We start from the raw sequence: 12562 nt of genomic DNA, 5'->3' as shown, positions 1-12562 counted from the left end.
GCTGCGGCGTGTGGACCGAACATCTCCGCCGCAAGGAGGAGATCGGCAGCTTGGCACCGCGCTGCCCCTCGTTTTCGTCTTCGTTTCCCTCCCTTTATGTTGCACTGCGTTAGATTTGTTGCATTGCGATATGGAGGCATAGGCGCGAGGCTTGACCCCAGGCGGGATACGAACGACCGTTGCGAGGTTCGTCTTCGTGTCAGCACCATCGCCGGATTTCCGGCCAGACATCGAGGGGTTGCGAGCGCTTGCCGTGGCGGGCGTCGTCGCCTTCCATTTCGGCCTGACCGCGCTGCCCGGCGGCTTTGCAGGCGTCGACATCTTCTTCGTCATCTCCGGCTATCTGATCACCCGCCATCTCACCACCGAGATTTCGCAGACCGGCCGGCTCGACTTCCTGCGCTTCTACGCCCGGCGCGCGCGCAGGCTGTTGCCGGTTGCACTCTTCGTCATCGCCGCGACGCTTGCCGCGGGCGTGATCATCCTGTCGCCGGAGGAGCAGGCGCTTTATTCCAAAGGCGCGATGTGGGCCTCGGCCTATATCATCAACCTGTGGCTGATCCGCTGGTCGTTCGACTATTTCGCTAATGACGCCGCCAACAACCCTTTCATCCACTACTGGTCGCTGTCGGTGGAGGAGCAATTCTATCTCGCCTGGCCGGCGCTGTTGATGCTGGCGGCCTGGCTGAGGCCGGGCAAGCGCACGATCATGCTTGCAATCGGCATTGCCGGCCTCGTCTCCTTCGCGGTCTGCGCGTGGCTGACGACCGTGTCGCAACCCTGGGCCTTCTACTTCTCGCCGCTGCGCGCCTGGGAGTTCGCCGCCGGCGGGCTGGCCTCGATGGCACCGGCATGGCTGCTCCAGAAGCGCCCGCGGCTCGCCCTGGCGTTCAGCCTGGCCGGGCTGGCGCTGATCGCTTTCGCATACCTCACCTTCAGCGAGGAGGCTCCCTTCCCCGGTTTCCTGGCACTAGTGCCGGTAGCCGGCACTGTCCTTCTTTTGCTGGCGGGAGCGGCCGGCGTCAGGGATGGTGTCAATGCCGCCCTGGCGCTGCCGCCCTTGCAGTGGGTCGGAAAACTTTCCTATTCGCTCTATCTCTGGCACTGGCCGGTCATCGTCTATGCCGGCATGCTGGTGGAGGAGCTGACGCTCGCCCAACGCCTCGCCTGCCTCGGGCTGACGTTGGCGCTCTCGGCGCTGAGCTACCATTTCATCGAGAATCCGATCCGCCGCAACGGCTGGCTTATGGCCAATGCGGCGCGGGCGCTGGTGCCGGCCCTCCTCCTGACCGGCACCGGCGTCGCAGCCGCCTACGGCAATGCCGCACTTGCCGTGCGCGACCAGGACCCCGAACAGCGCAGCATCGCGGCAAGCGCCGCCGTGCCCGCCACCGCGCGCGCCAAGGCGTGCGTCGAGAGTTACGACACGGTGACGCCTAAGCCATGCGTGTTCGGCAAGGGGCAGCGCATGGTCGCGCTGTTCGGCGATTCCCATGCCGAACACTGGTCGACGCCGCTGATCGAGGCGGGAAAGAAGAACGGCTATCGCGTTGAGACCTGGCTGAAGAGCTCGTGCCGGCCCTCGCGCTTCTCCTACTTCGTCACCAAGCTCAACCGTGACTACCGCGAATGCGACCAATGGCGCGAGCAGGCGATCAAGGAGATCATTGCCGCCAGGCCTTCGCTGGTGGTGATCTCGGAGCTGGCGCTGACCTCCTCGCGCAAGATGGCGGCCGGCAAGGGCGAGCCGGACACGCCGGACGCCGTGTGGCGGGCCGGCCTGCGCTCGACGCTTACGAGCCTGAGCAAGGCCGGGCTGAAGATCGCCTTCATCCGCGACGTGCCGTTCAACGACGAGAACATCGACACCTGCGTGTCGCGCGCGCTGTGGCGCGACAAGTCGCCTTCGCTCTGCGACCAGACCCGCGCCGATGCCGCCAACGACAAGATGGCGGCGGTTGAGCGCGAGATCGTGACCAGCGTGCCCAACGCCTCTTACGTCGACCTCACCGACCGCTTCTGCAACGCCACCACCTGCCACGTCTTCATCGACGGCCAGCTCGCCTTCCGCGACCGGCATCACCTCGCCACGCCATTCGCGGAATCGCTGGAGCCGGAGGTGGAAAAGAGGGTGATTTCGAAGGTGGGGAGGTAGGACGCTGGAGCGCCCGCCCGTCTTTCCACGCCGTCTCCATGCCTCCCCTTGTGTTGCACTGCGTTAGATTTGTTGCATTGCGATACGACCGCATAGGGTCAACTCTTTCGGCTGGGCGGACTGCAAACGACCAACTCGAGGCTGATCGTGTCAGCACCGCCGCAGGGTTCATTCCGGCCCGACATCGAAGGTCTGCGCGCACTGGCCGTGGCGGGCGTCATCGCCTTCCATTTCGGGCTTACGGCACTTCCCGGCGGCTTTGCCGGGGTCGACATCTTCTTCGTCATTTCGGGCTATCTCATCACCCGTCACCTCGTCGGTGAGATTTCCGAGACCGGACGGCTAGACTTCCTCGGCTTCTATGCCCGCCGCGCCCGGCGGCTGCTGCCGGCCGCGCTGTTCGTCATCCTCGCCTCGCTGGCGGCTGGCTACTTCATCCTGTCACCGGAAGAACAGGCGCTCTACTCCAAAGGCGCGATCTTCGCCTCGGCCTACATGATCAACCTCTGGCTGATCCGCTGGTCGTTCGACTATTTCGCTGCTGACGCGGTCAACAACCCCTTTATCCATTTCTGGTCGCTGTCGGTGGAGGAGCAGTTCTACCTTGCCTGGCCGGCGCTGCTGGTCTTCGCTGCCTGGCTCAGACCGGGCAAGCGGGCGATTATGCTCACGATCGGCATCACCGGCCTTGTCTCCTTCGCCGTCTGCGCCTGGCTCACCAGTGTGTCGCAGCCCTGGGCGTTCTATTTCTCGCCGCTCCGGGCATGGGAGTTCGCCGCCGGCGGCGTCGCCGCAATGGCGCCGGCGCGGTTTTTCGCAAGCCGCCCGCGCCTCGGCGCCGCATCCGGCCTGACCGGCCTGGTGCTGATTGCGATTGCCTACCTCACCATCGGCGAGGACTCACCCTTCCCCGGTTTCCTGGCCTTGGTGCCGGTTGCCGGCACGGTCCTTCTGCTCATGGCCGGCGCGGCCGGCGCCAGGGAGGGCAACCTGTCTTTGCACAGTTCCGGACGGAAAACCACCGCGCACTTTTCCTGGAATTGGTTGAATGCCGTCCTGACGCTGCCGCCCCTGCAGGTGATCGGCAAACTTTCCTATTCGCTCTATCTCTGGCACTGGCCGGTGATCGTCTATGCCGGCATGCTGGTTCCGGAGCTTACGCTTGCCGAGCGCCTTATCTGTCTGGTGCTGACGCTGGCGCTGTCCTTCCTCAGCTACCACTTGATCGAGAACCCGATCCGCCGCAATGGCTGGCTGATGGCCAATGCGGCGCGGGCGCTGATGCCGGCGCTGCTGCTGACCGGCACGGGCGTCGCAGCCGCCTATGCAAACGCCAGATTCGCCGTGCGAGACCTCGACCGGGACCAGCGCGCCATTGCCGACAGCGCGGCGCAGCTTTCCACCGTGCGCGCCAGCGACGGCGGCTGCGTGCTCGATTTCGAGACGGTCAAGCCGAACCCTTGCGTGTTCGGCGCCAGGAACGCCGGGCGCTCGGTCGTCCTGTTCGGCGACTCGCATGCCGACCATTGGTCAACACCGCTGATCGAGGCAGCCAGTAAGAACAACTACCGCGTCGTCACCTATCTCAAATCGTCATGCCGGGCCTCGCGGATAACGACCTGGAACTGGCGGCTCAAGCGCGACTATACCGAATGCGATCAATGGCGCGAGCAATCGGTCCAAGATATCATCAGGCTTCATCCGGACCTGGTGGTTATCTCGGAATTCTCGATCGGCAATGTGATCAGGGAATCGCCCGAGGAACTGAAGCAAGCCGATTGGAAAGAGGAGTGGAAGGCCGGCCTGCGCTGGACGCTGGGGGCATTCAGCCGGGCCGGAATCAAGGTCGCGGTGATCAGGGACGTGCCTTACAATGAAAGCTATGTCGACAAATGCGTGGCGCGGGCGCTGTGGCGAGGACAGGCGCCGCGCGTCTGCGACACGCCTCGGACGGCGGCGGCGAACGACGACATCGCCGCGGTCGAGCGCAACGTCGTGCGCGGCACGCCGAACGCCACCTATCTCGACGTGACCGACCGTTTTTGCGACCGGACCACCTGCCACGTCTTCATTGACGGCATGCTGGCCTTCCGCGACCGCCACCATCTGGCTACCCCTTTCGCGGCGTCGCTGGAGCCGGTGGTGGAACACGCGCTGTTCAAGCAGGTGGTGGCAGGGAACTGAGGGGAAATGCAATCTTCCCCCCGAGGGGAATAAGAGTTCAGCCCACCACGACCACGAAATGCTTGGTCACCGGCTCGAGGATCTTCCAGGTGCCCTTGAAATTCGCTTCGACCACGAAGGCGTCGCCTGGGCCGACCTCGACCGGCTCGCCGCCGTCGGGCGTGATGATGATGCGGCCGGCGATCCGCAAAGGTGCCGGCGTCCGTCTCGGAACAGGCGGAGGGCCGCACATTTTCCCGGGAACATCGCCCACCCCGAAACCGTTCATTTATCGAAGGGGCAACCATCGAAAGAGGAGGCAGCGATGAAAAAGCTTCTGCTTGCTTCGATGATCGCCATCGCCTCGGCGTTTGCGATCGCGCCGGCCAGCGCCGCCAGTGTCGAGTTCGGCATCGGCGTCGGTCCCGGCTACGACTATGGAGACTATTACGACGGGTATTACCCGCATCGTTATTACCGGAACGTCTATGATGACGACTACTACGCTCCCAGCGATCGTTACGTGGTTCGCTATCATCACCGGTACTATCGCGACAATTGCCGGGTCGAGCTCATAAGGCACTGGCGCCATCACCACCGCGTGATCGAGCAAGTGCGCGTTTGCGACTGACCGGCAATAGCTGATCTCCCCCTTCGGGAGATGCTGCCGAAAGCGGCAAAGGATTCGCCGCGCGTGAAACGCCAACGGCTTTTCTCCGACACGACGGCTATTTATGCGAGACGACCCGGCTGCTTTGCGGCCATCTCCCCCCAGATCCAATCGCCGCCCGTCTCGGGCGGCGAATATTAGCGATCGGGAACATAGGCTGCCTCCGGCGCGTTTATGAGCTACCCCCAAGGAGGAGGTAGCCATGAAAAAGCTCCTGCTTGCCTCCGTCATAGCCATTGCGTCGGCGGCCGCCGTGACCACTCCCGCCAATGCCGGCCGCTTTGAGTTCGGGATCGGCATCGGCGACGGCTATTACAATGACTATTATGACGACTACGACCCTTACTACGGCGACTATTACGGCGATCGCTACATGTATAGGCCGTATTACGGCGGATATTACAGCTACAGGCCGCATTACTACTATCGCCACTACTACATTCGGCATCACTACTACTACAGGCACCACAGGCGCTGCCATGTCGAATATGTGCGGCGGCACCACAGGTTCTACGAGGCGATTCGCGTCTGCAGGTACTGAACCGCGCGGCTGGCTTAAAGCGCTTCGCGCCTGCACGAATTCAGGCGACGGCCGCTATGGATGCCTGGCGGCGGGTTGATTTCCGCGCAAGCGCGGCCACGGGAAGCCTTTCGGCGCCGCACGCGTTGTCATGACGACCCTTCAGGAGGAGGTCGTCATGAGAAAGCTCCTACTTGTTTCGACGATCGTCATCGCCGCGGCGGCGGCCATGGCCCCGCCGGCGGATGCGCGCGTGTTCCTCGGCAGCGGCGGCGGCTATTTCGGTTTCGGCCCGTTCGGCGACTTCTACGACAGCTACGGCGAATATCCTTCCTACGGCCCTTATTGGGGCGGGCCCTATTACGACTACGGCCCCCGCGCCTACAACGACTATGGCGGCAGCTACATGGCGCGCTACCCGCACAGATATTTCGCCTACGGCCGCCGGTGCCGGCTGGAGCGGGTGAGCCACTGGCGCCACCACTACCGCGTGGTGGAACGCGTGCGGGTGTGCGGATAACGCGGCCCGCGACATCGGACTTGGACAAGTTCAGCATTTGAATCGCTGAACCGGTCCAAGTATTTGTTTCCACGCGATTTCGGCCGCAAAACCGCCATGCGGTTTTCCTGGAATTCGCCTTGGCCGGCGCTGGGCCGGGCCGGTCTTCCCGTGACGGGATATCCGTTTGAACCCGCGCGCAGGAAGCCTTTCGCGATCCCGAGCGTTATCGTGGTGAACCTTCAGGAGGAGGTTGCCATGAAAAAACTTCTATTTGCATCGGCGATCGCCATCGCCTCGGCGGCGGCCACGGTCGCTCCGGCGGACGCGCACGGATTCTTCGGTCTCGGTTTCGGTCCGTTCGGCTTCAGCCCGTTCTACGGCGGCCCGTTCTGCGGCGGCCCGTTTTGCGACTATGGCGGCCGCTACTACGGCCCGCGCTATTACGACGACTACTATCCCGGCTACGTGGTCCGCTATCCGCACTACCGCTACCATAGGTACTACTACAGGTATCACCATTACAGGCACCACCACCGGTACCATCACCACTACCGGCACCACCATCGGTACTATTACAGGTACTAGATAGAACCCGCAGCGGTTAGAGGAGGTCGGCGCTTCACGCGCGGTGACCCCTCTGTCGCGTTCGGCGACATCTGCCCCGCAAGGGGGGGAGATCACCAGCCTTGCAAATCCGTGCCAAAATGCCATCTAAGTCGCCGGCACTCACGGAGAGGCATACGTGACGCAGCGAAGCGGCAGCGCCGACCTGCCGCTGCATGGCGGGCGGGTCCCGAAATGGCTGGGCGAGCGCATGACCAGGCTCGGCGCGGTGCTGTGCGAGGCCATCATCCACCATTACGGCCGCGACGAGCTCTTGCGGCGTCTCGCGCATCCCTTCTGGTTCCAGTCCTTCGGCGCCGTGATGGGCATGGACTGGCATTCCTCCGGCATCACCACCTCCGTCATCGGCGCGCTGAAGCGCGGGCTGAACCCGATGTCCAGCGAGCTCGGCATCCATGTCTGCGGCGGGCGCGGCGCGCATTCGCGCAAGACGCCGGGCGAGCTGATCGCCATCGGCGGCCGCGTCGGCCTGGACGGCGAGGCCCTCGCCACCGCCAGCCGCCTCGTCGCCAAGGTGGACAGCGCCGCCGTGCAGGATGGCTACGATCTCTATCTGCACGGCTTCATCGTCACCGATGACGGGCGCTGGGTGGTGGTGCAGCAGGGCATGAACGGCGACGCCCGCCAGGCGCGCCGCTACCACTGGCTGTCGGAGGGGCTGGAAAGCTTCGTCGACCAGCCGCATGCCGCGATCGAGGGCGAGGCTCAGGGCGAGATCGTCAACCTCACCGACCATCGCGCGGAAAAAGCGCGTGGAAGCCAGATCCAGCTTTTGAAGACCATGAGCCCGGAGAAGATCCTGAGCGAGCTCGCGGTGCTGGAGGCGCCGGCCGAAGTGCCCGAGCCCGCCGCGCAGCCGCTCTTACCCAATCTCGTCATGCCCGCGCATCACGACGTGCGCGAGAGCGACATCGTCATGCGCCGCCTGCACGGCAACATATCCGCAGCGATCGAAAGCGGCCCCAAGGATTTCCCCGAACTGCTCCTGGTTCCCGGTGTAGGCCCGCGCACGGTGCGCGCCTTGGCGATGGTGTCGGAAGTGGTGCACGGCGCGCCCTACCGCTTCTCCGATCCGGCCCGCTTTTCGCTCGCCCACGGCGGCAAGGACCGCCACCCCTTCCCCGTGCCACTGAAGGTCTATGACGAGACGATCGCGGTGCTGAAATCGGCGGTAGGCAAGGCGAAGCTCGGCCGAGAGGAGGAGCTGCAGGCGCTCAAGCGGCTGGACGGGGAGTCGCGAAGGATGGAGCGGTATGTGACGGGGCCGAGCTTGAAGGAGATTGTCGCCGGCGAGATGGACCAGTCGCATCTGCTCGGCGGAAGGAGCGTGTTTGGGTGGGAGGGGAAGCCGGACGCCGCGTCGAAGCCGGCGAAGAAAGGCGTTTGAGGCGTCGCCGAAACGGCGTCACGCAAGGCAAGCGGATAACCGCATCGGTCGGCGCTGCCCCTCATTGCCCTGCCGGGCATTTCTCCCCGTATAGTGACGGGGAGAAAGATGCCGTCATCGCCGCTTTCGCCATTTTCAGCGCTGCAGAATAGGTGCCGGCGTCGCGGCCAGCCCCCTTCTCCCCGTCACTATACGGGGAGAAGGTGCCGGCAGGCGGATGAGGGGCAGCGCCGGCGTATGTCATCTGGGATTCGAGCGATCGCGCAGCTTCACACTTTGATTCACCACGCTACACCAAGCGGCTGATTTCGCGACATCGATTGGCTCCCTCACCCCGCCTTCCTCCCCATCATCCCGTAGTGCACCGCCAGCAAATCCAGCCCGACCTTCAGCAGCTTCACCACCACGTCGCGCCCGTCGCCACTACGCTCCGCGATCGCCTTCACCGACTGGCCTTCGAGGCAGGTCTTGCGCACCACCTCCGCCACCTCCCAATGGGCGAGCGCTGCCGCCGCGCGGGCATGGGCGCGGCCGGCTGACAGCACGCGGTCGGGGATGCCGCCTCCTGTCCGGCCGCCGTCGACGCGCTCGCTCCAGGATTGCGGCTGCAGGCCCTCGCGGGCGGCGCGCTCGAAATCGTCGCGGAAGCGCCCTCCTGCCTCGCGCTGCTGGCGAGAGAGCGAGGTGATGCCGACCAGCGGATCGACGTTGCGCAGCCGCACGATGCCGCCGGTGGAGGTGTAGCCGCCGTTCGACACCTCGTAGACGCGGCGCGCCTCGGCCGTGCCGGGGGTGAGGCGCTGGCGGCCGAAGCGGTCCTCCTTCAGAGCGAAATCATGGCCGATCTCGCGGCGGATGCGCACCTGCTCGGCCTCGCCCTTGGGGAGTTTCGGGGGTTGCGGTTTTTTGGAGGGTTTGCGGGGCATGGGGCGGTCCTTGGGTTTTCGGTGGGTGATTGCAAATTGGAAAAGTCGGCGGGACAGCACCCCCCTCTGTCCTGCCGGACATCTCCCCCGCAAGGGGGGAGATTGGCCGCCTCGCCAGCCGCGCTTTTCCTGCAGCGTTAATGATTGGCGAAGGCAGCGAAGAGATTGATCTCCCCCCTTGCGGGGGAGATGGCCGGCAGGCCAGAGGGGGGTGCCTGGCGCCGACCTGACGATCATTGTCGGCGGCGCTCCCCCTCCCCGTCGCGGCTTCGCCGCGCCACCTCTCCCCCGCTTCGCGGGGGCGAGGAACTGGCGCCAAGCAAGACCCGCTTCGCGATCAGCTCCCGCATCAGGCGCCTTTCGCGCACCTCGATCGAAAGCTGCGCGCTCGAGGGGCAGAACTGGGCGTTGTCGACCTTGGCCTCGCCGCGGATGAAACGCTGGATCGCAGCCTGCACGTCGCAGAGCTCGGCGTCCTGCACGGCGGCCAGATAGCCGCGCAGCTGCATCTCGGCGTCAGCGAGCGCGGATTGCGGGAAGCAACTGAACATCGCGGCCAAGGCTTTCGCCGCCTGCTGCAATTCGGCTGCGGTCATTGATCTCCTCGATGATGGCGTTGGCGGCATCGACATGCGTCTTGCGGCGATGCCAGTTCTGTCCGGCTGAACGGCCCGAAGATGATTTCCCGTTCTTTTGCAGCGGAGCGGCAATCCTGGGAGAAAACGCCAGGGCGTTTTCTCCCGATGGATCCATGGATTGTGGATTCTTGGATTCTGGACTCTGGGATTCTGGACTCTGGGGTTTATCCTCCTCCTTATCCGGGACCTTTACCCGCCGCTTATCCAAGGGCGAAAAAGCCCTTTCCTTCGAAAGGCTTGGGTTGCCGCCCTTGGCGCCGTTGCGGCGCGCCGCGCGGGCCTTGCGGGCGTCGGCGATCATGCGCCTGGAATAGATGCGGCCTTGGCGGTCGCGCGAGAAGACGCGGTTCTGCTCGAGCTCGGCAAGCAGGCGCCCAAGCTCCGTTTCCGCGCAGCCGGCAAGACGGGCAAGGGCAGCCTCGTCCAGTCCCTTGCCGGCGATCGCGACATAGCCGACCGGCTCGTGCGCGGCGGCAATGCAGAGCATGCGCATCCACAGCCCCTGTGCTGCCAGCGAGCAGAGGCGCAGGTTCGGATCGGACTCCCAGTCCGACCAGAAGAATCTCGACCAGACCGTGCCGCTCATGAGGAGGGCCCGCTGAGAAAAGGACGGAGGCGATGGCGAATAGCCAATCTCCCCCCTTGTGGGGGAGATGTCCGGTCCAGCGCCGCGCCTCTCACATTCCCCTCCCGCGATGGCCGTGGAACCTGGCATGGTGATGCGCGCAGTAGGAGCGCGTGGCGGAGGTCCGTAGGCCGCAGCACAACATCTCCGGGCCCGGCCGCGCGCCGGGCGGGTCGCCCTCGGCATCCGCGCGCAGCGCGAGGTCGATCGGCGCGCGGCAGCGGTTGAACAGGCAATCGAGGAAGCGCATGGCCGCGACATGCGGCTGGCGGCCGGGATTTAGCGGCGGCGGCGGCGCGGGGAGCTTGTAGAGCGCGGCTTCGGATTTTTCGCGCGTGCCGGGGGTGAGCCAGGCGGGCGGCAAGCTGCGCGCGGGCTTTCGCGACTTGGGCTTCTTGGGTTTGGGTGGGGTGCGGGCATTCGGCGGCGTGGAGAGCTCACTTCTTGAGAGGTCGGCGGGACAGCGCCCCTCTCTGTCCTGCCGGACATCTCCCCCACGAGGGGGGAGATTGGCGGTTGCGGCGCCGGCGCCCTCTATCAGCTCGGCGTGCCTGGAGAGCACGATCCCTCCCGCCACGCTACTCCGCCGGCCAGGACGATCCGGCCGTGCGTGCTTCCTCGGCCTGCCGCCGGCGCGGCCGCCTTTGGGGTTGGCGAAGCCGATGGCTCTAAGCCCGGCATTCCGATGCACGATGCCGATGATGGCGTTGCGCGAGACCGGGCTGCCGCGCAGCGCGCTGAAGCGGCCGGCGATGCGCGAGGCCGAAAGCCCCTCCTTCAGCCAGGCAGCGATCTCGTCGATTTCCTTTTCGGTGTAGGCGGCAGGCATGTCTCATTCCATTGCTTGGGCTTGCGAAGGGCTTGGCTTGCGGCCACGCGCCAGGGTTCGGCCGCGAGGCCGTCGGTCAGGTCACGGAAAGGGGTTGGGGTCAGGCGGCGCCGTTCAGTCGAAGAAGCGCCGCCTCGGCGGCGGCGCGGGTCAGGCCCGACACCGCCCGGCCCGTCATCCGGTCGAACAGGATGACGGTGCCGTCCTCGGTGCGAATGCAGCTTGTGCCGCCCGAATTTGGGGCCGGAGAATTGGGGGCCGGAGCCGGGGGAGGAACGGCTCCGGCCGTTCCGGTGAACCGGGGTGCGGGCGGTCCGACCGGATCCGGGGCAAGCGCCCCGGAATGCGCCCGGACCGGGGAGGAGGACAGTCCGGACGATTGGAATTCATGAATGGAGAGAGGCGCGTTCATGCCGCCTCCCCTTGGACGGTGGCGACCCTCTGCGCGGAGGCAGCGCGGCCGGCCAGCCATTCATAGCTGACGCCGGCAATGCCCAGCCTGCGGCTTGCGGCCACCACATGCGGCCAGTGCTGCGGCGCGATGCGGCCGCGACGGCGCATCTGGCGGGCGGCCTCGTAGCCGCAGCCGACATCGGCGGCGAAGGCGCCGATGCTCTGCCAGGAATCAATAAGCCCCGAGATGCTCGTGGGCAGCCCCGAGATGGTCATGGGTGATGCGGAAATGCTTGCGGGATGCTCATTCATGCGCTAAGCGTACGTTATGTACGAATAACGCGCAAGCGAAATCGTACAATTTGGACGATAATTTTCAGGCATGTTGTACGATGATGGATTCTCGGCACAGATTGCAGCAGGCGCGCGCCCAGGCCGGCTATGCCACGCCCAGCGATGCGGCGCGCGCGTTGCGCGACATCAACAAGAACACGCTCATCAGCCACGAGAACGGCAACCGGCCGCTGTCGCGCAAGGCGGCGGAGAAATACGGCCGGCTGTTCGGCGTCGACCCCGGCTGGCTCCTGTTCGATGCTGGTTTGGGAGGTGACGGCGCCGAGGCCGCGCCGGTGCACCTTGGGCCCTCGCCCACCACCGTAGACGTGCCGATCGTGTCGTGGATCAGCGCCGGCGAGCTCGGCAGCCAGGAGGGCGTCGTCAATCTTTCCGACTATCCGACCATCCCGACCGCCGACCTCGAGGAAGGCGAGTGGATCGCGCTGCGCGTCGACGGGCCGTCGATGAACAAGATCTCGCCGCCGGATTCGATCATCTTCGTCAACCTGCGCGACAAGCGGCTGGTGACCAATGGCTGCTACGTGATCGCCGACGAGACGGGACGGGCCACCTACAAGCGCTACCGCCCGAACGACACCCCGCCCTTCCAGCCGGCCTCCTATCTGGATATTCCCCCGCCGGAGCTGGAGGGCGCGATTACGATCATCGGCCGCGTGAGAAGGTCGATAATCGATATGTGAAGGTGGGCGGCGATTAAAAGCATGTCTCCCGAAAGTGGGAACCGGTTTCGGGATAAAGACATGCGTAAAATCAAAGGCCTAAAGCGCGGGGAG

The 12562-nt window shown here is 65.1% G+C and carries 14 protein-coding genes and 1 pseudogene; 8 read left to right on the top strand and 7 right to left on the bottom strand.

The window, feature by feature from the left end:
- Positions 1 to 196: 196 nt before the first annotated feature.
- Together P9236_RS16145 and P9236_RS16140 are read left to right on the top strand one after the other, a co-directional pair.
- Positions 197 to 2155, top strand: a complete 1959-nt coding sequence (locus P9236_RS16145) for an acyltransferase family protein (RefSeq protein WP_278075635.1) — start codon at positions 197 to 199, stop codon at positions 2153 to 2155.
- A 147-nt stretch (positions 2156 to 2302) separates the two neighbouring features.
- Entirely contained in the window at positions 2303 to 4339 is a 2037-nt protein-coding gene (locus tag P9236_RS16140) for an acyltransferase family protein (RefSeq protein ID WP_278075634.1), read from the top strand.
- A 37-nt stretch (positions 4340 to 4376) separates the two neighbouring features.
- On the opposite strand, the pseudogene P9236_RS16135 reads toward P9236_RS16140, so the two are convergent.
- A pseudogene (locus P9236_RS16135) lies at positions 4377 to 4523 on the bottom strand (cupin domain-containing protein); the annotation flags it as partial.
- Between the two features lie 120 nt (positions 4524 to 4643).
- Between P9236_RS16135 and P9236_RS16130 the strand changes: the two are divergent.
- The 5 genes from P9236_RS16130 to P9236_RS16110 all read left to right on the top strand — a co-directional run bounded on the left by P9236_RS16130 (position 4644) and on the right by P9236_RS16110 (position 8021).
- On the top strand, positions 4644 to 4949 hold the full coding sequence (locus P9236_RS16130; RefSeq protein ID WP_278075633.1) for a hypothetical protein: 306 nt from the start codon (positions 4644 to 4646) through the stop codon (positions 4947 to 4949).
- A 241-nt stretch (positions 4950 to 5190) separates the two neighbouring features.
- Entirely contained in the window at positions 5191 to 5529 is a 339-nt protein-coding gene (locus P9236_RS16125) for a hypothetical protein (protein WP_278075632.1), read from the top strand.
- Between the two features lie 157 nt (positions 5530 to 5686).
- Positions 5687 to 6028 (top strand): hypothetical protein, encoded by a 342-nt coding sequence (locus tag P9236_RS16120; RefSeq protein ID WP_278075631.1) that lies wholly within the window; start codon positions 5687 to 5689, stop codon positions 6026 to 6028.
- Between the two features lie 237 nt (positions 6029 to 6265).
- Positions 6266 to 6595, top strand: coding sequence for a hypothetical protein (locus tag P9236_RS16115; protein WP_278075630.1), 330 nt, complete (start codon positions 6266 to 6268; stop codon positions 6593 to 6595).
- A gap of 157 nt (positions 6596 to 6752) precedes the next feature.
- Positions 6753 to 8021 (top strand): DUF763 domain-containing protein, encoded by a 1269-nt coding sequence (locus tag P9236_RS16110; protein WP_278075629.1) that lies wholly within the window; start codon positions 6753 to 6755, stop codon positions 8019 to 8021.
- Positions 8022 to 8350: 329 nt separating this feature from the next.
- Here the strand turns inward: P9236_RS16110 and P9236_RS16105 are convergent, their stop codons facing one another.
- The 6 genes from P9236_RS16105 to P9236_RS16080 all read right to left on the bottom strand — a co-directional run bounded on the left by P9236_RS16105 (position 8351) and on the right by P9236_RS16080 (position 11708).
- Complete coding sequence (locus P9236_RS16105; protein WP_278075628.1) at positions 8351 to 8947, bottom strand: DUF6456 domain-containing protein; 597 nt, start codon at positions 8945 to 8947, stop codon at positions 8351 to 8353.
- Between the two features lie 233 nt (positions 8948 to 9180).
- Positions 9181 to 9543 (bottom strand): hypothetical protein, encoded by a 363-nt coding sequence (locus P9236_RS16100; RefSeq protein WP_278075627.1) that lies wholly within the window; start codon positions 9541 to 9543, stop codon positions 9181 to 9183.
- Entirely contained in the window at positions 9464 to 10171 is a 708-nt protein-coding gene (locus P9236_RS16095) for a hypothetical protein (RefSeq protein WP_278075626.1), read from the bottom strand. Before P9236_RS16095 ends, P9236_RS16100 begins: the two co-directional genes overlap by 80 nt.
- A 91-nt stretch (positions 10172 to 10262) precedes the next feature.
- A complete protein-coding gene (locus tag P9236_RS16090; RefSeq protein WP_278075625.1) occupies positions 10263 to 11039 on the bottom strand; it encodes a GcrA cell cycle regulator in 777 nt (258 codons plus the stop codon).
- A 100-nt stretch (positions 11040 to 11139) separates the two neighbouring features.
- Positions 11140 to 11451 carry a hypothetical protein gene (locus tag P9236_RS16085; RefSeq protein ID WP_278075624.1) on the bottom strand — a complete coding sequence of 104 codons (312 nt, stop codon included), beginning with the start codon at positions 11449 to 11451 and terminating at the stop codon, positions 11140 to 11142.
- Positions 11448 to 11708: a hypothetical protein gene (locus tag P9236_RS16080; protein WP_278075623.1), complete on the bottom strand. Its 261-nt coding sequence runs from the start codon at positions 11706 to 11708 to the stop codon at positions 11448 to 11450. The genes P9236_RS16085 and P9236_RS16080 overlap by 4 nt, the downstream gene beginning before the upstream one ends.
- Positions 11709 to 11824: 116 nt before the next feature.
- Between P9236_RS16080 and P9236_RS16075 the strand changes: the two genes are divergently transcribed.
- Positions 11825 to 12469 carry a S24 family peptidase gene (locus tag P9236_RS16075; RefSeq protein WP_278075622.1) on the top strand — a complete coding sequence of 215 codons (645 nt, stop codon included), beginning with the start codon at positions 11825 to 11827 and terminating at the stop codon, positions 12467 to 12469.
- Positions 12470 to 12562: the final 93 nt, after the last annotated feature.

The sequence above is a fragment of the Mesorhizobium sp. WSM4884 genome, assembly GCF_029625675.1.
In the GTDB taxonomy this organism is placed as follows: Bacteria; Pseudomonadota; Alphaproteobacteria; order Rhizobiales; family Rhizobiaceae; genus Mesorhizobium.
This window is presented reverse-complemented; position numbering and strand designations above follow the sequence as displayed.